Annotated in this window: 16 protein-coding genes; 12 read left to right on the top strand and 4 right to left on the bottom strand. The window is 48.8% G+C overall.

Annotated features, from left to right (window positions below; translation table 11 throughout):
- Positions 1-28 precede the first annotated feature (28 nt).
- Both AAX04_RS00280 and rqcH read left to right on the top strand, forming a co-directional pair.
- The gene (locus tag AAX04_RS00280; RefSeq protein ID WP_084761104.1) at positions 29-709 is read left to right on the top strand and encodes a translation initiation factor IF-6; all 681 of its coding nucleotides are present in this window, start codon (positions 29-31) and stop codon (positions 707-709) included.
- 369 nt (positions 710-1,078) lie between these two features.
- Positions 1,079-3,022 (top strand): ribosome rescue protein RqcH, encoded by a 1,944-nt coding sequence (gene rqcH, locus AAX04_RS00275; RefSeq protein WP_066792607.1) that lies wholly within the window; start codon positions 1,079-1,081, stop codon positions 3,020-3,022.
- Here rqcH and rhmD read toward each other — a convergent pair.
- Complete coding sequence (gene rhmD / locus AAX04_RS00270; protein ID WP_084761109.1) at positions 3,019-4,215, bottom strand: L-rhamnonate dehydratase; 1,197 nt, start codon at positions 4,213-4,215, stop codon at positions 3,019-3,021. The two genes, rqcH and rhmD, sit on opposite strands and share 4 nt — an antisense overlap.
- Position 4,216: 1 nt before the next feature.
- Positions 4,217-5,263, bottom strand: coding sequence for a galactitol-1-phosphate 5-dehydrogenase (locus tag AAX04_RS00265; RefSeq protein ID WP_238377736.1), 1,047 nt, complete (start codon positions 5,261-5,263; stop codon positions 4,217-4,219).
- Between the two features lie 110 nt (positions 5,264-5,373).
- Here AAX04_RS00265 and AAX04_RS00260 point away from each other — a divergent pair, with 110 nt between their 5' ends.
- From AAX04_RS00260 to AAX04_RS00215, 10 genes are all read left to right on the top strand, one after another.
- Complete coding sequence (locus AAX04_RS00260) at positions 5,374-8,070, top strand: alpha-L-rhamnosidase (protein ID WP_066792603.1); 2,697 nt, start codon at positions 5,374-5,376, stop codon at positions 8,068-8,070.
- A gap of 456 nt (positions 8,071-8,526) precedes the next feature.
- On the top strand, positions 8,527-10,092 hold the full coding sequence (locus AAX04_RS00255; RefSeq protein WP_066792601.1) for a PINc/VapC family ATPase: 1,566 nt from the start codon (positions 8,527-8,529) through the stop codon (positions 10,090-10,092).
- Between the two features lie 184 nt (positions 10,093-10,276).
- Positions 10,277-11,248: an ATPase domain-containing protein gene (locus AAX04_RS00250; RefSeq protein ID WP_084761103.1), complete on the top strand. Its 972-nt coding sequence runs from the start codon at positions 10,277-10,279 to the stop codon at positions 11,246-11,248.
- 7 nt (positions 11,249-11,255) lie between these two features.
- Positions 11,256-12,605 (top strand): signal recognition particle protein Srp54, encoded by a 1,350-nt coding sequence (locus tag AAX04_RS00245; RefSeq protein ID WP_066792599.1) that lies wholly within the window; start codon positions 11,256-11,258, stop codon positions 12,603-12,605.
- Positions 12,606-12,785: 180 nt separating this feature from the next.
- Positions 12,786-13,847, top strand: a complete 1,062-nt coding sequence (gene rtcA, locus AAX04_RS00240; RefSeq protein ID WP_084761102.1) for an RNA 3'-terminal phosphate cyclase — start codon at positions 12,786-12,788, stop codon at positions 13,845-13,847.
- 466 nt (positions 13,848-14,313) lie between these two features.
- Positions 14,314-14,682, top strand: coding sequence for a heavy metal-binding domain-containing protein (locus AAX04_RS00235; protein ID WP_066792597.1), 369 nt, complete (start codon positions 14,314-14,316; stop codon positions 14,680-14,682).
- Between the two features lie 9 nt (positions 14,683-14,691).
- Positions 14,692-15,516: a YhfC family intramembrane metalloprotease gene (locus AAX04_RS00230; RefSeq protein WP_066792595.1), complete on the top strand. Its 825-nt coding sequence runs from the start codon at positions 14,692-14,694 to the stop codon at positions 15,514-15,516.
- Between the two features lie 178 nt (positions 15,517-15,694).
- Entirely contained in the window at positions 15,695-16,444 is a 750-nt protein-coding gene (locus AAX04_RS00225; protein ID WP_066792593.1) for an SDR family NAD(P)-dependent oxidoreductase, read from the top strand.
- Between the two features lie 609 nt (positions 16,445-17,053).
- Positions 17,054-18,397: a hypothetical protein gene (locus tag AAX04_RS00220; RefSeq protein ID WP_066792591.1), complete on the top strand. Its 1,344-nt coding sequence runs from the start codon at positions 17,054-17,056 to the stop codon at positions 18,395-18,397.
- Positions 18,398-18,537: 140 nt separating this feature from the next.
- A complete protein-coding gene (locus AAX04_RS00215; RefSeq protein WP_066792590.1) occupies positions 18,538-18,897 on the top strand; it encodes a hypothetical protein in 360 nt (119 codons plus the stop codon).
- A gap of 83 nt (positions 18,898-18,980) precedes the next feature.
- On the opposite strand, the gene AAX04_RS00210 is transcribed toward AAX04_RS00215, so the two are convergent.
- Together AAX04_RS00210 and tsaA are read right to left on the bottom strand one after the other, a co-directional pair.
- Positions 18,981-19,751, bottom strand: a complete 771-nt coding sequence (locus tag AAX04_RS00210) for a hypothetical protein (protein ID WP_066792588.1) — start codon at positions 19,749-19,751, stop codon at positions 18,981-18,983.
- A gap of 169 nt (positions 19,752-19,920) precedes the next feature.
- Positions 19,921-20,424, bottom strand: coding sequence for a tRNA (N6-threonylcarbamoyladenosine(37)-N6)-methyltransferase TrmO (gene tsaA, locus AAX04_RS00205; protein WP_066792586.1), 504 nt, complete (start codon positions 20,422-20,424; stop codon positions 19,921-19,923).
- Between the last annotated feature and the right edge of the window lie 846 nt (positions 20,425-21,270).

The raw sequence follows: 21,270 nt of genomic DNA, 5'->3' as shown, positions 1-21,270 counted from the left end.
TATAAAACGGCTGGTCAAAACTGCGTTAGTGTCGGTAAGTAGATTTGACATAACCCCCATTAGGATATACGGAACCGCCAGCGTGGGGGTTTACATGGCCGCTAATGATGAGTACGCCTTAATCCCAGCTGACTCACCGGAGAAGGTTGATAGGCATGTTGAGGATACCCTGAAGGTTAAGGTGATTAAGTTGACGGTGGGTAGGTCACCGCTACTAGGAGTCTTCACGGTAATGAACAATAGTGGGGTGCTGGTGCCGTCAATAATTAGGGATGAGGAACTTGAACAGTTAAGGAAGTCCCTTGGCGACTTAAACGTGGCGGTCCTCCCATCAAGGTACACAGCAATAGCCAACCTAATACTCGTCAACAATAAGAGGGGGGTAGTGTCACCAATAGTTGAAAGGGAGTACCTCAACATTGTTAGGGATAACCTAAACATTGAACTTGAGGTTAGGGATATTAGGGGCCTTTACATAGTCGGCTCCCTAGCCGTAGTCAACGACAGGGGTATCCTAGTCTCACCAGAGGTCGACGAGGAAGACATCAACTTCCTCAAGGGCTTCTTCGGCGTAAGGATAGGCGTGGGCACTGTGAATAGGGGTATTAGCCTAATCAGAAGCGGTATAGTCGCCAATAACAAGGGCGCGGTGGTTGGCGACTCAACCACGGGCTTCGAAATGATGAGGATAACCGAGGTTCTAGGGTAAGCTGACACCTTCCTCGCCCTGAGAGACGAGGGCCCCCTGAGCTACTGGATACCTCAGCTAGGCTTCATAAATCCACCATAAGACCCATGCAGTGGGGACGCCACGCTATGAATGGCGAGGTTTGCTGCTTACTTCGTCAGGACGCCCATTAATCGTCATCAACTCCGGTTACCGTCGTCTCATCATCTTAAAACCGCGAACCTTCACCATTCAAGTCTGGTTAAGGTATTATAAACCTTAACCTTGATAATTAACTAAGGCAACCACAGGACCCGCGCCACCTTGTACATTACTACTCAGCCTTAATGATGAGCATCGCCATGAATTTGCTTTATATAGAGGCTCACCCAGTGGTGAATTGGAAGGCCCGTGCTTGGTAAGAAGGCCCTCAATGCGCTGGACCTGGTTGCGATAGCGTCTGAGCTTAACCCAGTGGTGGGTGGTGGTAGGGTTATTAGGGTTTATAGGCTTGGTGACTCGCATTACTTCAAGATAAGGACACGCACCGACATAGTGTACCTCGTGGCTAACCCGAGGAGGTTTAGCCAAACCTGGAGGATACCCCAGGGCCTATCACCAAGCCCACTGAGGAGGCTAGTGGAGGGCTGTGTTGTGAATGGTATTGAAGCCAACTTGGATAGGGTCATAAGCATGGTTATGAACTGCGGTAAACTCACCTTTGAGCTAATACCACCGTTCAACATAATCTTCACGGTTAATGATACCATCAAGTGGGTTCTACATGAGTATAGGGGGAAGGATAGGGAGGTTAAGGTTGGGTTAACTTACATTGAACCACCAAGGAGGTTCCTCGACCCAAGGTTCTTCGATAACCTACTCAAGGTGGCTGAGGAGTCTGGTCTAAGCGTGGAGTCGTTGTCAAGGAGACTTGGCCTCGGCGTGGACTGGGCCAGGGAGGTTTGCAGTAGGTCTGGATGCAGCGACTTGGCTTCAACGTGGTTCAGCATTAGGGGTATACTCGAGGCCCTTCACCTCGGTAGACTTAAACCAACTATATACCTAAACACCCCATACGTATCACCACTACCACTTGTCACAATCAATGGTGAGTTTAGGGAGGTGGCCAGCTTCAATAAGGCCGTGGATGAATACTTCAGCGCCATTGAGGTGGAGAAGGCAGCTGAGGACAAGGTTAAGGATTACGAGGAGGAGGCGGCTAGGCTTGAATCATCGGTGAGGGAGCTTGAGGAATCCATAGGCAAATACATGACCGAGGCAAGTGAGTTTAGGAGGAGGGGTGAGTTAATCATGAGTAGGCTTTATGAACTTAATGAACTCCACGGCGAATTACTCAACCTGTACGCTAAAAGTAAGGACACATTCAAGTCCAACGTCAAGGGCATGGTGCACGGCGACATCAAGGTTATTGACTACGACCCATTGAGGAAGGCGATTAAGGTCATGGTTAATGACACTGAGGTTGAATTAAACCTGGGTGAGAAGCCGAGCGAGACGGCAACTAGGTACTTTAATGAGGCTAAGAGGCTTGAGAAGAAAGCGAAGGCAGCCGAGGATAAGTTGAATGAGTTGAGGAGTAGGATAGATGAATTGAGGAGTAGGGCTAGGGAGGAGAGCGAGGAGGCTAAGGCAAACGTAAGGTTCATTGCAAGTAGGGAGTGGTTTGAGAGGTTTAGGTGGTTCATAACCAGCGGTGGCTTACCGGTGTTAGCAGGCAAAGACGCCAATCAGAATGAAACCCTCGTCAAGAGGTACATGAATCCATGGGACGTGTTCCTCCACGCAGACATCCAAGGGGGCCCAGTTACAATCATTAAGGTTAGTAAGGGCCAGGAGGTTAAGCAGGCGGACTTGGCTGAGGCATCGCAGTACGCCGCTGCCTACTCTAAGGCGTGGAAGCTTGGGGCTAATTCAATAGACGTCTACTACGCCAAGGGTGAGCAGGTTAGTAAGAGGGCTCCAAGCGGTGAGTACGTATCCAAGGGTGGCTTCATGGTCTACGGCCAGAGGGGTTGGGTTAGGGGGGTGGAGTTGGTGATTGGCGTGGGCATTAGGATTGATAATGACGTCGTTAGGTTAGTCTCAGCCCCACCAGGTGCAATTAATTCACTCGCCAACTACTACATCATACTTAAGCCGGGTAATGTTGAGAGGAGCAAGGTGGCCAGTGACATTAAGGAGCTGCTAATGGGCAAACACCCAGCGGTCAGGCAGATACCGGTGGAGCACATCATGGAGCATGTACCAGGCCCCTCAACGATAATAAGCGTGGGTGTGGGTAACCCGGTGGATTGGGGTAGGGTTAAGGAGGTTTTTAACAGGATTGCCGGTTAAGCCGCCTTAAAGGGCCTTATCAGCAGGTCCCTATTCAACTCCACGCCAAAACCAGGCCTCCTACTTAACCTAACCTTACCGTTCTGGGGCACCGGCTCATCCTTAAGCAGTGGGTGGAATTGTGGGGTGACCTCCGTGGCGTCAGGTGAGGTAACTATGTACTCTGCGAATGGGCTATTAACCCTGGTTATTATGAAGTGGTAGCCGAACACGCTCGAGCCATGTGGAATAACCCAGGCACCGTAGGCCTCGGCTAGGGCAGCTATCTTAATCATTGGCGTTATTCCACCAACCCAAGTAACATCAGGCTGGATAACATTAACCTTACCAACCTCCAACAGCAACCTGAAGCCGTGGATCGTCGACTCATGTTCGCCACTGGCAACCAACGTTGGTGGGGCTACGTTGGCTAATGCGCCATAGGACCAGTAGTCGTCAGGTATGAAGGGTTCCTCAATCCAGAATAACCCAAGGGGCTTAAGCTCACTGAGCAGCCTCTGGGCGTAGGGTAGGTCTAGGCTCATCCAGCAGTCGTACATTAAGAGGAAGTCATCCCCAACCTTCTCCCTAGCCTCCTTAAAGATCCTCACGTTATCCCTCAAACCCTCAACCCCATCCGCCGGGCCATGGACGAGGGGCAGTTTACCACCTATGAAGCCCAGTCTCTTTGCCGCATCAGGCCTTGGGCCCGTGGCGTAGAACACTAGCTCATCCCTAACGGGCCCACCCAATAGGTCATACACCGGGAGGCCCCTAACCTTACCCATGAGGTCCCATAGGGCTAGGTCGACGGCTGAAATGGCGTTCATCACAATGCCCCTCCTACCGTAGAATATGGTTGCCTTAAACATCTGATCCCAGGTCTTCTCAACCTCACCAACGTACTTACCAACCACAAACCTGGATAGGTGGTTCTCAATTATCCACGCCGCCGGGTAACCACCGGTGCTAACCCCAAACCCAACCTCGCCGTCACTGGTCTCAACCTCAACAACCACAGAGCCCAGTACATTCAAGCCCCAGGAGGCCCTGCTGGCCCTGTACTCAGGGTAAATCGATATGGGTGTGGCTATGTAGCCGAGTATCCAATGTCCACTTGACTGGTCGTGGTAATCCGCTCCACCACCCTTAACCACGTAGGCCCTAACCTCCTTAATCCTCTTCAACTCAACCTCCACATCAACCCTACCCACGTCACCCACCTGGGTTAAACATGACCTTGACGTATTTCGTTTCCGTACCGGCCAACTCCTCGAAGGTCTCCTGCCCCCTCTCAAGGGGCCTGATGTCAACCCAACCCTCCCTCGGGTCCAGTAGCCCTGACTCCAGTACCCTAACGGCCTTAAGGAAGTCCTCATCGGTGTAGGAGAAGGAGCCCTTAATCTCGATTTCACTCCTCACTATCAGGTTCCCCGGTATGGTAACCTCATTGTCGTGGAGCCCAACGAAAATAACCCTACCACCCCTACGCACAGCGTTAATGGCAAGTCCCCTGGTGTCCTCAGATCCAACCGCATCAATAACGGCATCGAAACCTTCGGGGTGGGTTTCCCTAAGGCTCTTAAGCGCCTCATCACCGGTCACGCTCAGCGTTGAGGATGCCCCCCACCTCCCCGCCCATTCAAGCCTATTCCTGTTGATATCAATCACAGTTACGTCTTTAACGCCACCTATGCTTAGTAACTTAACTGCCAATGCCCCAACGGGCCCAGCTCCAATAACCAGGACTGAGTCGCCTAGGCCAGCTCCGGATAGCCTAACAGCCCTCATTGAAGTGGCTAATGGCTCGGCTAAGGCACCCCTAACCGGGTCACTGACTGGGTATAGGTTATCGGCTGGCACGGCAACGTACTCTGCGTAGGCGCCTGGGTAATCTATGCCTATTATCTTCCTCATTAGGCAGAGGTTCTTCAACCCACTCCTGCAGTACCTACAATGCCCACAGCCAATAATTGGGTTAACGGCAAATAACCTGCCGATCAAGTCCTTTGAAACACCTGGCCCAACCTCCTCAACAACGCCCGTGAACTCATGGCCCATTATTAACGGTGGCCTACGTAGCTCATTCTTACCCAGGAAGCCTCCAACATCAGAGCCGCATACGCCAACGTACCTAACCCTCATTAATACCCAGCCGGGCTGTGGTGTTGGCGTAGGAACATCCTTAACCTCCATCCTCCTAACCGCAGTCCAAACTAGGGCCTTCACAGCAGTAATAGCGTTAAGTTGGAATTTAAACATGTGGGCTAACCTGTTCGATTCAATAAGACTAAGTCCTAAGGGCTGGGCTTAAGGCGTGGGACTGACCTGTTAGGTTAAAAACTAAAAAATAAGTTATATCCACATTCACCGTGGCTGGTGGTTTAAGGGTTTCGGATGCCAGGGTTGAGTTCACTGTGAACCCGCTTGGCATAGATGAACAAAGGCCTAGGTTCTCCTGGGTACTTGAACACGAGGAAAGGGGTCAATTTCAAACTGCATACAGAATCATCGTTAGTAGTAGCCTAGAAAACGCGGTAAAGGGCATTGGGGATGTTTGGGACAGTGGTAGGGTTGAGTCGAGGGATCAGGTGGTTAAATACGGTGGACCACCCCTAAGCAGCTTCACTAGGTACTACTGGAGGGTTAAGGCGTGGGACTCAAGGGGTGTTGAGGGGGATTGGAGCAGCATTCAGTGGTTTGAGACAGCCCTCCTCAACCTCGGTGAGGAGTGGACGGCGAAGTGGATTGGTGGAGGCCAGTTGCTGAGGAGTACCTTTAAAATCGATGGCGAGGTTCTTGAGGCTAGGGCATACGTAACCGGCTTGGGCTACTATGAACTTAGGATTAATGGGGAGAGGGTGGGGGATAGGGTCCTTGACCCACCCTGGAGCGAGTACGATAAAACCGTCTACTACAGCGTTTACGACGTAACAAACCTGGTTAGGAATGGTGGAAACGCCGTGGGGCTTATACTCGGTAGGGGTAGGTATAGCCCAGTCTCGCCAAGTAGAACCCAGATACCGAACCTCAAGTATTACGATGAACCTAAGGCAGGCGCAATGATTAGGATTAAGCTGAGGAATGGGTCAATAGTAACCATAACCACTGATGAATCCTGGAGATGCCTGGACAAGGGACCCATAATATACGATGACATTTACAATGGTTACAGGTACGATGCAAGGCTTGAACCAGTTGGCTGGGATGAACCTGGCTTTAACGACTCTAACTGGGCTCCATGCATCGTGGTTAAGCCACCTAGTGCTAGGCTTAGGTCCACCGCAACTGTACCTGGGGTCAAGGTTAAGGGTACCTTGAAGCCGAGGGAGTACTATAACCCAAGGCCTGGGGTTTACGTATTTGACTTCGGCCAGAACATGACTGGCTGGGTTAGGTTGAGGGTTAGGGGGTTAAGTGGCATGGAGGTTAAGGTTAGGCATAGTGAGGTTGTAAACCCAGACGGCTCTATTAATGTTGAGAATATTAGGGGTGCTGAGGCCACGGACACGTACGTGCTCAGGGGTGGGGGTGTTGAGGTTCTTGAACCCAGGTTCACGTACCATGGTTTCAGGTATGCAGAGATCACTGGTTACTCAGGCGTGCCGTCTATTGACGACGTGGAGGCTGTCATAGTGCACTCGGACCTTGAACCTGTGGGTTCGTTATCGTGCTCTGACAGGATGGTTAACGACATACATAGGATAACCTGGTGGAGCCTGAGGGCCAATATACTGAACGGTGTGGTCACCGACTGCCCCCAGAGGGATGAGAGGATGGGGTGGCTTGGGGATGCTTGGCTATCCTCAGACTCAGCGGCCTACAACTTCAACATGGTTAAGTATTACGAGAAGTTCATTAGGGATATGGTGGATTCCCAAAAGGATGATGGGTCAATACCGGACGTGGTGCCACCCTACTGGAACCTTTACCCAGCCGACCCAGCCTGGGGGACTGCCCTAATCTACATCCCCTGGCTACTCTACGTGCACTACGGTGATGTTGACATCCTAGCCGAGGCCTATGACGCAATGAAGAAGTGGTGGAATTTCCTATGGTCCAAGGCTAAGGATGGCTTATTGTACTTCAGTAAGTACGGTGAGTGGGTGCCTCCAGGTAGAATACACTCCATTGAGTATTGCCCACCTGAAATACTCTCAACATGGATACTCCACAGGGATGCCTTAACCCTAGCCCAAATAGCCAGGGTGCTGGGTAAGGGTGAGGATGAGGGTTACTTCAAGGGTAAGGCGGAGGAGATTAGGGAGGCGTTCAATAGAGCATTCTTAACCGAGCGCGGCTACTACTCAAGGTACACGGCACCAGATGGCTCAGTTAAGGTGCTTGGAGGCTCCCAGACATGCAATGCGCTACCCCTATACCTAGACATGGTGCCCGGTAACAGGGTTAACGACATTGTTAAGGCTCTCGTTAACAATGTTGAGGTTGAGTGGAATAGGCACCTGGTGGTGGGTATATTCGGAGCCAAGTACGTGCCCGAGGTCCTGGTTAAACACGGCTACGTGGACCTGGCCTATAAGGCTATAACACAGGAAACATACCCAAGCTGGGGTTTCATGGTTAAGGAGGGTGCAACAACCCTGTGGGAGAGGTGGGAGTTGATAACTGGGGGTGGCATGAACTCCCTCAACCACCACATGCTGGGTAGCGTGGATGCGTGGTTCTACAGGAACCTAGGGGGCATAATACCCCTTGAACCAGGGTTCAGCAGGATAATGATAAAGCCAATTATGCCAAGTGGCATAAGGCACTGCTCAGCCTCACTATACACGGTCAGGGGCTTGGTTTCCGTCGAGTGGAGTAGGAGCGATGGTGAATTAACCATGGTGGTAACCATACCAGTCAACACGACGGCCGAGGTTCACATACCCAAGATCAGTGAATCCATGGCGATTAGGGAAGGTGATAGGGTAATTTGGAGCCAGGGCAAGGTACTGACAACAGGAGCTGGAGTACTGTCAATTAGAGATGCTGGAAACAGCATAATCATTGAGATTGGTTCAGGGAAGTACATATTCACGGCCAATGGTGTTAAGGTTAACTCTTAAACGCTAGCCAATCTATTATAGATAAAAAATAATAATCCCAGCTACATGCTAACCACTGGTTGCGGTAAAGTATTAACATGGATTAAGGCTATTGCTGGTTTCATTGCGGCATGTTGGCGCATGCCCCAGTACACCAATGATAATTTAAGTTAGGTAAAGGCACTTAACGTCCGAGGTTGGGTTAATTAAACCACGCAGCACTAACATTGAACGGATGCATAGAAAGGTTTTTAAATTGCGTGTCCAATTATTGGACACGCAACGCCATCCTTTTAAAATCAGTGGATTTAAGGTACCCCTACCCTAAAGGCTCATGCGTGAGTCTGAGTTAAGGTTGATTGTATGGTCAGTCTTTAGGTCGATCATCATTCCCTCATGGCCTGCGTGGCTACATCACCACTGGTTCCTATGCTATAAGTTTTTAAGCCTCCTGGTTATGGTTTTTCTTGATATTTAATGCTTGCGGCTGGGGAAATTTACATACCGGATATGTCAGTCTTCCTAGATGGGTCCCTAAAGGAGTATCTGCAGGGTGGCGGGGTTAAGGGTAGGTTGCTCATTCACACAGCCATAATTAGGCGCTTTGAGGATGATGCTAAGTTGGGCTCCTCCCTCGGCATCCTGGGTCTTGAGGAGGTTGCCGCCATATACAACATGGCCTCTAAGATGGGTGACGTTACTGTTGAGTACGTGGACATGGTGCCTAGGTCAGCTGACCCAAAGGACCCCGAGAACGTGATACTCAGCACAGCTAGGGAGCTTGGGGCCACGCTGATAACCAGCGATACGATGATTAAGAGGGTTTGCGAGGCCATGGGGATTAGGCACGTTTACATAGGTAAGGGGGCTGGGTTACTTGAGATTGAGAAGTGGTTCCAAAGATACCCAGACATAATGTCGGTACACCTCAAGGAGAACACGCTACCCATGGCTAAGAGGGGTTCCCCAGGCAACTGGGAGCTTGTTTACCTGGATAATAAGGTGTTGAATAGGGAGTACCTTGAGAGAGTTGTTAGGGAGGTGCTGTCCACGGCGTACAGCGGCGGTAATGGGGCGGTTATTGAGGTTATGAGGAGCCACTCCCTCATAGTCCAGTACAGGGACATTAGGATAGTGGCTGTGTTCCCACCCGTGTCGGATGGTATAGAGATAACAGCCGTTAGGCCGTTGGTTAAGAAGCGCATTGAGGAGTATAACCTACACCCGAAGGTTGTTGAGAGGCTTGAGAGGGGGGCTGAGGGAATACTTATAGGTGGGGCCCCAGGTGCGGGTAAGACGACCTTCGCCCAGGCCCTAGCCGAGTTCTACGCCTCGAAGAACAGGGTGGTTAAGACAATTGAGTCGCCCAGGGACATGGTGCTTCCAGACCAGGTGACGCAATTATCCAAGAACTTAGCCACCCCGGAGGAGCTCCACGACATACTGCTCCTGTCAAGGCCCGACTACACGATATTCGATGAGATGAGGGATACCGCCGACATACAGCTTTACGTTGACCTTAGGCTAGCCGGCATAGGCATGGTGGGTGTTATCCACGCCACGTCGCCCATAGACTCCATACAGAGGTTCATAGGTAGGGTTGAACTGGGCATGTTACCGTCAATAATAGACACCGTCATCTTCATAGATAAGGGTAACGTGAGTAAGGTCTACTCACTGGAGATGACTGTTAAGATCCCGGCTGGCCTAAGGGAGGAAGACTTAACAAGGCCGGTGGTCATTGTCAGGGATTTCATAACAGAGGAGCCCGAGTACGAGATCTACGTCTTCGGTGAGGAGACCTTCGTGGTCCCATTGAAGAGGAGGAGTGTTGAGGTTAGTAAGAGGGCTGTTGACCAGGTCCTCAGGGTTATTGGTAAGTACGCTCCACTTAACCAGGTCATTATTGAGCCCAGGGAGGATACAGTGGTCATTAAGGTGCCCCAGGAGTACTACGGTGTTGTGCTGGCGAAGAGCCTGCCTAGGATTGGTAGGATTAAGAGGAAGTTTAAGGTTGATATTAGAATAGAGCCAAGGCAGTAATATGCCTCAACCGAGAAGTCTCATAATTAGGAATTTAGAAGTAACGAGAGGTAATTAAGGCTGAAGAAACTGCAATAAACCCGAAGTAACCCATTGCTAAGGGTGAGGATGCCTTTAGTTATCTACATTCAATTATAGCCTGTGCAAGGTAAAAGTATAAATATCCACTGTGGGTTTAGGGCATATGAGTTTAAGGAGGGAGGGCAGTAATGCTGCTACTGCGGATTCGCAGCAGCCCCAGCAGTACGAGTATTACCCTTACGACTACGGGAATTATTATACCTACGGTGGTAATAATTATAGTAGCCAAACATACCCGTTTGATGTAACCCAGTACTACACCGCCCAATTGCAATACAGCCTATACGCCAATAAGGCACCCACCGGCATAGCCTACCTGGATGCCTTACTGTACGGTGGACTTAAAAGGGGTGAGGTTTACCTAGTTGCCGGTGAGGCTGGGTTAGGTAAGACGATATTCAGCCTTAAGTTCCTTAAGACTGGGGCTGATATCGGTGAACCGGGCATCTACATTAGTGTTGATGAGCCCAGTGAGGACGTTAAGAGGGGGGCTTATGAGGCCCTCGGCTGGGATCTTGATGCCTATGAGAAGCAGGGTAGGGTTATCATATACGACTTCAGGACCCACTTTAAACTATACTCCAAGGAAGGGGCGGCATTAACCCTCGACCCCAGGGACGTGGCTAAGATGATAATTGACGTCATTCAGAGGAATAAGGCTAAGAGGGTTGTAATTGACCCAATAGCACCACTGCTAATAACCGGCCACCAGGACATACTATGGGTTAGGGAGTACCTAAGGGAGCTTGTTTTCCAGCTTAAGCGCTACAAAGACACAACAACCCTATTAACCTCAGAGATACCCACGGGTGAGTCTAAGGTAAGTAGGTTTGGTGTTGAGGAGTACTTAGCAGGCGGCGTACTGATGCTTCAACTCTTCGAGGAACCCATCATGCACCAAATCTTCAGGGTGATGTATATAAGGAAGATGAGGTGGATGCCGATACCACCCGTTAAGCTGGTTTACGAGATACAGAGGGGTGAGGGCATTGTGATAAGGGGTCTACTACCCGATGTGCTTAGGTACATTCAACAGGGGTACCAGTACGGCTACTACCCGTACACAACCCAGTGATTAAGTAATGAGGGATTTAATGGATGCGTTAGGCGGCATCATAAGTAGGATTAGGGGCTCCACGGTTATTGATGAGGAGACGCTTAGGGGCATACTGAGGGATTTACAGAGAGCCCTGATAAGGGCTGACGTCGACGTTAAGTTAGTCTACGACTTAACCAAGGGCATTGAGCAGGAGTTCAAGGAGGCTAAGGAGTTGCCACCGGGCTTAACGGCAAAGGACTACCTAATCTACCTACTGTACAGGAGACTCACGGACCTGCTTGGCGGCGATAAGGAGCCCGACGTTGAGATTAAGGTGAAGCCGTACGTAATTATGCTCGTTGGCGTTGAGGGTAGCGGTAAAACAACCACAGCCGGTAAGTTAGCCTTATTCTACATTAAGAGGGGGCTTAGGGTTGGGTTAATAGAGACGGATACCATTAGGCCGGGGGCCTTCGACCAATTGAGACAGTTAGCTGAGAGGGTTAAGGCAATGTTCTACGGTGACCCAAGTCTAGGCGATGCCATAAGCATTGCAAGGGCTGGCTTAGAGAGGATGAGGAGTGGTAAGGCGGATCTGATCATAGTAGACACGGCTGGGAGGCATAGGAATGAGGAGGAGCTCCTCAGGGAGGTTAAGGGGATTTACGATGCCGTTAAGCCCAACGAGGTAATGCTAATCGTGGATGCAACCAATGGTAAGCAGGTTGGGGCCCAGGCGGAGACGTTCAGCAGGTACATACCCATCAACTCCATATTCGTGACTAAGCTGGACAGCACCGCCAAGGGTGGTGGGGCCTTGGTTTCAGCCGTTAGGACGGGGGCTAAGATCAAGTTCATTGGTAATGGGGAGGATTTAGAGGACATTGAGGTCTTTAACCCAAGGAGGTTCGTGTCTAGGCTAATGGGGATGGGTGACGTGGAGGCGCTGCTGGATAGGGTTAAGGCCATTGAGGAGGAGGAAGAGGTCCTAGAGGACATTGAATCCGGTAAGTTCACCCTACTAACGTTGATGAAGCAGCTTGAGGCCATGGGTAAGCTTGGACCCCTCAGTAGGATCCTCCAAATGCTGCCCATTGGGTTAATGCCACAGTTGAAGGGTTTATCTGATGAACAGTTGGCCAACGCCCAGGATAGGATGAGGAGGTGGCTATCCATATTAAGGTCAATGACTAGGGAGGAGCTCCTAAACCCAAACATAATCAACGCCTCAAGGATTAGGAGGATAGCTAAGGGTTCAGGGACTACGCCAAGGGATGTTAGGGAGCTGTTAAGGTACTACAACGAGATGAGCAGGATGATGAGCAGCATTAGGAAGAGTCAACGCAGGTTAGGCAGCCTATTTAAGAGGCTTAACCTAAACCAGGGTCAGTAAGGGGTGAACCAATCACCCATCATTCCGGAAACCTTCTCATCACTAATCGGCACACAGCCACCACCTTAATAACCCTACCCAGCCACCGCCCATAGGGTCACAATGGTGCATCAATGTTTGATGCTAATGCAGTAAAGTTAATATTAGCTTAGGTCAACCTGAACCATGTGGTGATGCGGCGTGATAACCATAGATGGCTCAATGGGTGAGGGTGGTGGGCAGATACTGAGGACGGCGCTGGCTTTATCCATAGTCACAGGTGAGCCCTTCAGGATGATTAACATAAGGGCTAGGAGGAGTAACCCAGGGCTGCAGCAACAACACCTAACAAGCGTCATGGCTGCTGCTAAGGTCAGTGGGGCTAGGGTTGACGGTGCCTATAGGGGTTCAACAAGCATAACCTTCGAACCCCACAGCGTTAAGTGCGGTGACTACACCATTGACATAGGGACCGCGGGCAGCATCAGCCTAGTCCTCCAGACGCTACTACCCGTATTGGTAATTGCTAATTGCAATAGGGTCACATTGGAGATAACGGGCGGCACTGACGTACCCAAGGCACCTCCAATAGACTACATGCGCCATGTCCTAGCCCACAACCTATCCTTAATGGGACCCAGGCTCAACATTGAGGTCATGAGGAGGGGCCACTACCCAAGGGGTGGTGGTAGAGTTAAGGTGACTGTTGAGCCCGCAGCCAAGTTAAGGCCCATCAGGATAACTGAACTGGGCGAGTTAAGGGGCGTTTGGGGTATATCACACGCCGTTAGGCTACCAAGCCATGTTGCGGTTAGGCAAGCCAAGGCGGCTGAGGAGTACCTAGCTCAATTGGGTTTAAGCCCTAAAATAACGCTTGAATACTATGAGCAGGGCAGTGACCCACACCTGGGCCCAGGCTCAGGCATAACACTGTGGGCTGAGTCAACCAATGGACAGAGGATAGGCTCAGATGCACTGGGTGAGCGTGGTAAGCCAGCTGAGACTGTGGGTAGGGAGGCGGCTGAGGGGTTAGCTGCGGTGATTAAGGCCGGCGCAGCCTTCGATGACCACATGGGGGATATGCTGGTCCCATTCCTAGCCCTAGCTAACGGTGAATCCCAATACACAGTGGCCAACCTAACCTCCCACCTATCAACAAACATAGAGGTCGTCAAGATGTTCATAAAGACGGAGATAGAGGCCATTAAACGTACAAGCAACGTCCTAATTAAGGTGAAGGGTATTGGGTTAGGCCTGAGATAAACAGGATTTAAGCTTACCATACCGACTTAACACATCACCTCTTAGGCTTAGAGCAAGAGGGACTAAGCAAGATCTCTACCTAAGAGCCTTGACAAAGGCTATTATTGAAAGTAAGGAGGGCCCTGAGGGTAAGCTTAAGCATCTTAACCTCTCCTTAGGGCTAAATTAACTACAATCTTACAATTAACCAATTTCATTGTGGCTGTTTAGGGATCTATAAATCTTAGGTTACATAAGAGACATACGGTAGACCTGAATCGTAATTAATCATGTGTGATGTATGCAGCATAAGGGTTATTAAGCATTCCAACAGATACCAACTGGCTAGTGATGATGCGTGGCAGCAACGGAACGGTGACGAACCTTGTCTCACGCTGAGTCAACGTAAATAACTGGTTATGCCCACTATGGATTTAACTAAGTTAACTGCATAAATACTTAAAAGGTAATGCCATGAAATATTAATATGGCCATTAGGGAGGGTGATGTAATCGTTGCAACAGCACCCTACATACCAGGCTACAGGGTGGTTAAGGTAATTGGCATTGCGCTAGGCATCACGGTTAGGTCAAGGGGGCTTGGCGGCAGATTTCTGGCCGGACTCAGGTCACTGGTTGGTGGGGAGATTCAAGAATTCACGGAACTTGCTGAGCAGGCTAGGAGGCAGGCTATAGAGAGGATGATTAAGCATGCCAAGGAGCTTGGGGCAAATGCAGTGATAAGCTTCAGGCTTGATTCAAACGAAATAAGCGAGTACATGGACGAGATAATAGCATACGGCACAGCAGTCGTGGTGGAGCCTGAACAGGGAAGTAGCCGTGTGGTAATGGAGTAAGGTAAAATTATGCCCAGCGTCATCAGCTCAGTCTCAGCGGCCTCAGCACTGGCTATTGCAGTTGTTTACTGGGTAGCCGCATCAATAGCGGCCTACGTGGCCTTTAATAGAGCATTGTGGAGGGGTAATAGGGGCTGGGTCTTCATCGGCGTGGGCTACATGCTACTAGCCATCATCATTCAATACGTGCTCCAGCAGATCCCAGGATTAGTAATATTGATTAGGGAGTTGCCGTTAATATTAAGTGTTAAGAGCATCACGGAGATTAATTCCCTGCTGCTTAGTTTACTGAAGCCCTACATACCATGGCTCATACTGTACTATGGCTTAATGGCCGGTATATGCCAGGAGATTGCAAGGTACTTCGCCGTTAAGGACAGGGAACCAGCCTCAGCACTATACATAGGCTACGGCTTCGCCCTCATCGACATTGCCGTGGGTGTGCTCAGCCTAGTTAGCATCTTAGCGGTAGCACGCATGGGTTTACCCATCGTACCCTTTAAAAATCAACTTCAGGCATTGTTGACCATCCAGTACGTTGGCATTGCCGTTCAACCATTAGTCTCATTTCTATTCCACCCAGGTGCATCAATGTTTCTAAGAGCCATGCAGGCTAATGGGAGGGGCTTAAGGGGCTTAGCCGCAACCATTATCGCCCATACATACGCTGATTCCCTCACCCTATATCTAAATTACATACTCTATGAATTGTTAACAGTAACAGGTATATTATTCATGGTAACTTTAATGGCGTATTTTAGTACAGTAATAGTGATATCAATTGTCTTCTTCATAATAGGCCTTAACAAGGTTAAATATCATACCAGTTCATGATCCACATGCGGTAAAGGTAAGGATTACTTTAATGGACTTCTTATTTTTAGGAAATGAAAGGTAAAGGCGTATCTGTGGAATGTTAATTAAAGGATCTCTTATAAATTATTGCATTAATGTTTTCATAGGTAAGATGAATAATAGTAAAGTTTAAGAATCAATAAGCAACAAGCAAATTATGGCTAAACTAACAGGTAAGGTAGCCATAATTACTGGGGCTGGTCAGGGCATAGGTAAGGGTATTGCCATTGCCCTGGCTAAGGAGGGGGCTATAGTGGTTGCCACTGATATTACAGGAAAGGAGAGAGAAACCATTAATGAGGTTGAGTCAATGGGTGGGAAGGGGATGGCGCTTAGACTTGATGTTACTGACCCTAAGTCAGCTGAGGAGGTTGCCAGGGGAGTTTATGAAGCATACGGGAGGGTGGACATTCTTGTTAATAATGCTGGCATTTATCCATTTAAATCATTCCTAGATATGACCATTGAGGATTGGGGCAGGGTCATTAATGTTAATCTTAATGGGACTTTCTACGTAACCAAAGCCGTGGTGCCTTACATGGTTAAGCAGAGGTATGGTAGGATAATAAACATAGCATCAATAGCCGGCGTCGTCAAGGGTTTCATAGGCCTAACCCACTATAGCGCATCAAAGGCTGGTATTGTTGGTTTCACACGTGCCCTCGCACTTGAGCTAGCACCTTATGGTATTACAGTTAATGCGATAGCCCCTGGTGCCATTCAAACACCTGGCGTCAGCCAAGGCGTAAATGAGGAGCAGGTTAAGATGCTCGTAAAAGTAATACCAGCCGGTAGGCTTGGTAAACCTGATGATGTAGCCTCAGCCGTCGCATTCCTAGTCTCTGATGAGGCCAGTTACATCAATGGCGCCGTGATTGTTATTGATGGTGGGTGGACAATAGCCTAAGGCCGGTTAATCTAGCGAGAGAGGTAGGAGAATCACGGCAAAGACCATGTTATTAGCTGGTGCTGTCAGCGCAATCTTAAACTCATCATTACATGTTAAGTAACCCAAACCTTTAAGCCAATAGCGGTGACGCTAGGGATGGCCACCATGAAGAATTCATTGAACTAAGCTCTGAGGTAAGCTATGTAACCCAACCTCCTGGTAACCTCCTATGCATCAACTCATGAATAAGAAATCCCATAAAGACTGCTAAATCACAAACACTAAGTGGCATATTAAACAGGAACGTGAAGGCTATGACCATGACTATCGGTGCAACAACCACGTTCCTATGCCCATGCCTATGCGGCATAAAGGATATGCCATAATAACCATTACTCAGTAGTTACGTCTCATCATTGAGAGTAATCATCGTATAATTTAGAAATCTCACATTAAATCAGGGGAAAATTCTTTGGCTATTTCGTGACAACGTTTCTCTTCATTGCATGACTTAGTTCATAATTATCACATGGCAGTTATGTGTTTTAAATGAACAAACGAGTTAAAAAAAGCCCAGTGATAGGTACCTTTAATATGGTTAAAACTAGATATATGGTACTCGCTTTAGTGGTTACCGCAGTAATCACTGCAATGCTCGTAATTTTGCCTAGAGTTCATTACCATGGGTCAGTGGGTACGTACAGTATTGAGGAGCTCCTTAGTGGTGTCCCTATACCAACCGTGTGCATAGTGGGCTATGCCACGAACCCGTATATAGGCAATTTAACGACTGGTTTAGGTAGGGTTGGTGTGCCTTACACGGTCACCATAGGTATAAGTAATCAGTCAATTGTTAGGTGCAGTATCCTAGTAATTAGCAGTGATTGGTTAGAGAATTTAGGTAATAGGTACAGGGGAGTAATAATTAATGCCATGCAGAGGGGCTTACCCATGGTTGCCGTAGGGCCTGACGCAGGTAACTCATTACTCATGGTTGTGGGCAATTTCATAACCAGTAAGGCGGCTTTAATAGTAGGGATACCCACTGGTAATGGTAAGCAGTTAAGGCCAGAACTGCCCGTAAACGTTGTTGCACTTGGAATAGCGGTGATACCGATACGCAACGCAACGAGATACCCCACTATCTGGGAGGTTTATGTAAACACCCCACTAACAAACATCACGTACATCGTGTTAAGTATTTGGAAGAACCACAACAATGCATTAATTAAAACCAACCTACCACTCTACGCGCTAGTACCATCACTGGCGATGAATACTGCCAAGGCGCTATTCCAGCAATCTGGGTCATCACTGTCAGTTAATATACAGGGCTTTAACTACGTTGGGTATGTTGGCTGGTATGCAACAAATACCTACGATTGGTACGGTAACCTGGCGGGCCAGCAAGCCCTTAGAGTTGATTTCTACTACACTACAGCAAATAATTATTACTTCTTCCTAAACCTGGTAAAGCATGATATAACAGGGTTTAATCCCCATGATCTATCTCCACCATTTACTCCATGTCAAGCTAATGAGGCGATTAATGGCTATACCTCCATATGGCCCGGGCAGGTACTATTTGATTCGGCACCAACTGGAGCGTCAAGTAACCAAGTCACAATAAGTTATCAAATAGGTGTCGGAAGTGGAGTTTACGTTGCTGTAAGTGAGACAATAACTCAGGGCTCGGTCGATTGGAACTACCTTAGCTTCCCAGCTGAGGGGCAGGATGAATTGACGTGGACCTTTAACAATCCATCAACTGAAACAACTTATACACTAGTGCCTGCCGACATCTTCCAACTAAACCCGAACCTATCAGGTGGGTATCCGCCATTATACGAAACAATAAATTCCACAGCCCTATTCGGCAATTTCTTTGGTTGCTTTAATTCACCTAGTCCAATAAGTGTCACTGTTGATGTTTACCCAACATCTGTTGCAGTGATAAGTACCAATACATGAAAAATTAGGGTAAAAATAACATTAAAATATAATTATCTTTAGTTACCTCTATGAAGATAATATTATGTGGCGTTACCATACTGGTAATGGGCTAGGTAACTTAGGTTTAGCATATATAGGGGTTTCGGGCTAATCCACCTATGCTTACCTTACCAGCACTCATTATGCTGGCGGCGTCGGTGGTTATGGTGCTGATCCATGCGGCTGGTGCCTACCTGGGCTTTAGAGGGTTAACTGTGCCGAGGGGGATTGGTGTTTACGTTTCCATTTACGAATCTCTCTACTACCTTTCACTCACAACATTGATGCTATCCATATTGCCAATTTGGCTTACCGTATTGGTAATAATAATGCTCATTACCCACCTAATCGGCACTTACATGTACCTGAGGGGTTACTTAGCCAGTTACGCCAGCCCTAGTTCATTGAGGTACTACGGTGTTTACGAATCCTTCGAATTAGCCATAATACTAGCTATAATCACATACATGGTGCTTTAATATTAATGCTTTGAATTATGCACTGGTAAGAAAGATACCACAGAGGTTTTAATACGCATTACCGACCCTCAAGCCCGTAATGCCTAGTGTCCATAGAGCGCGATCAATGCAAGCAGAGTTACAACCAGTGCCAGTGATTCGGCTAAGGAACCGAAGCCAATCCTCCTAATCCTAACCCTTAACTCATTCCTATCAATCTTGCCCTCGCCCAATGCGTGAATTGCCCTTATGCTAGGCTCTATGAGGGGTATTGTGAAGTACCAGTTAAGGTGGGTGATGGCTAATGCAGCCAGAGGAGGCGTAACCGTGAACCATAGTACGCTGGATAACCAAGGCTTAACGCTTCTAAAGGGTAGCTTACCCTCAACGTAAACTGCGGAGAAGGCGTGATAGGCCACCCAGGTTAAGGCTGCATAAAGCACGGGCATTGACACTGTTCCACCCATTAGGGCGTAGAATGGTAGGTAAACTGAGGCGATAAGCACCGTGCCGGCAACGTTAGCTAAGGCACCCCTACCCCTCCCCTTAGCCACCTCAAGCATGAATAACACCAGTGGCGCCACAGATATCGTTAACCATGCCGGTGGCCTTGGGTAGAGGAGGTATGCGTAAGGTACTACGTTAACCGTGAAGAGTGCGTAGTCCGTTAACCTGGGCCTTGACACCAACCTGAGGTGAACCCTAGTTAGACTAGTGATATTAAGCGCAAATAGGCCAGCCACCAGGATCAACCTAACTAGGTTTACTGGACCCAGGATCAGTACTGTGATTAGGGATGCCACGTATGAGGATGCCAACGCTGAGACAGCGCCACTATCAAAGTGGACACTTCGCCTAACACCAGTAGCCTGCACATGGTTAATGGACCCTTGGAGCTTTAACATTACCCAAGTTACCTGCACCCAATCCCCAATGGTAATGGTAACTACTCTCCCCATTAAGCAGTCCACCCACCCTTCAAGTGACCTGAGGCATCACTGCGCCTTGAGATGGCTTTACTTTTGAAATAAACTTGAGGGATCGTTAACATGGACCCATCCAAGGTGCATGCACACCGTACCCCTTCTCCACGTAACTCCTCAACCACTCCTCCTCAAACTCCCTAGGCACCCTTGGCCTCTTAACAACGTCATAGTAATCGTACGGCTTAATATCAAGCACTGGCGTACCTGTCCACGCGTCAAGGCCCCTAAGCCAAAGCCTAGGTGGGTCAAGTTTAACGAGTTCTAGGATGGATAGACCAATGGGATTAGGCCTTGTGGGATGCCTGGTGGCGAATACGCCAACCTCCCTATCAAAACCCTTCAACCTAACCCTTAGCGATACCTCCCTAGCCTCATGGAGCACGTAGATTAGTATTACGTGCGAGTATTCGCCAAGGCCTAGTAGACCATCTGTATACTCATCGTAAACCCTAATGACCCCCACGAACTCATACCTACTTCCATAGCGACCCCTCTCAGGATCGTTAGGCCTTGGGAAACCAACTTCAACAATCCCAATGGGCTTAAACCTGTACTCGTTCATTGGTTAAGTGGTTTACATTGTTTTATAAACTTGGCATTGCACGCAGTGGGGTTTGCCCTCACTTAACTCCATATTTACTCTTCAACTCGCTTACCTTAGAGACCCAGTAACTGTAATCAGCATTCTCCTCTATATCCTCAACACTCCTACTGCTCTCCACCTTCACATTGAGCTTTACGAAAGGCTAAGCAAAAGTATCTCAAGTTTCGACAAGGTTCAGGAGTTTAAATGACCCCCTTCCCGTCTCGGGGAGGCGGGGTTTTTCATTGTGGGGGTCTCGTCAGTTACTCCCTCTGCGGGGTTGGTGGTTTTGTTCTTGGGGTGGTGGTGAGGGTGGGGTATCGCCCCACCGACCCATCTGATGAAGAGAAGTAAACCCCCTCCCGGAGGCACCAACCCAAGCACCAAACACCCATGCAAAACTGGAACTTATAACCTGACGCATAAGACCCCACGTAGTGGGGTGACCCCGCCCTAAAGGGCGAGGCTTGCTGTTGTTGTCATAGCCGTCATGCTTCACGGCAACATTAGTTTTTAAGCTTCTGGGGACGGAAGCTACTTCCGGGGGTGGTAGTGTTTTTTGATTTACTGCCTAAGGAGGATAAGAATGATTTATTTGATAGTTAGGAGGAATTGAATAAACTTAAGGGACTTGAGGGTTTATATTCACCAATAACGTTGGTGCTTGGTTTTAGGAGGACTGGTAAGTCCTCGTTAACCCAACGGCAAAGAACACTAGCCGGGAGACACACCTCTTAGACTTCTCGTGGATGGTAAGAACAATGATGTTTATTACTCATAAGAGCTGTTAATAAGGATGGCATTAGGCGCATAAACTCTCTTCAT

The sequence above is a fragment of the Caldivirga sp. MU80 genome (genome assembly GCF_001663375.1).
GTDB lineage: Archaea > Thermoproteota > Thermoprotei > Thermoproteales > Thermocladiaceae > Caldivirga.
The sequence above is the reverse complement of the archived record's forward strand: the minus strand, read 5'-3'. Positions and strand labels throughout refer to the sequence as shown.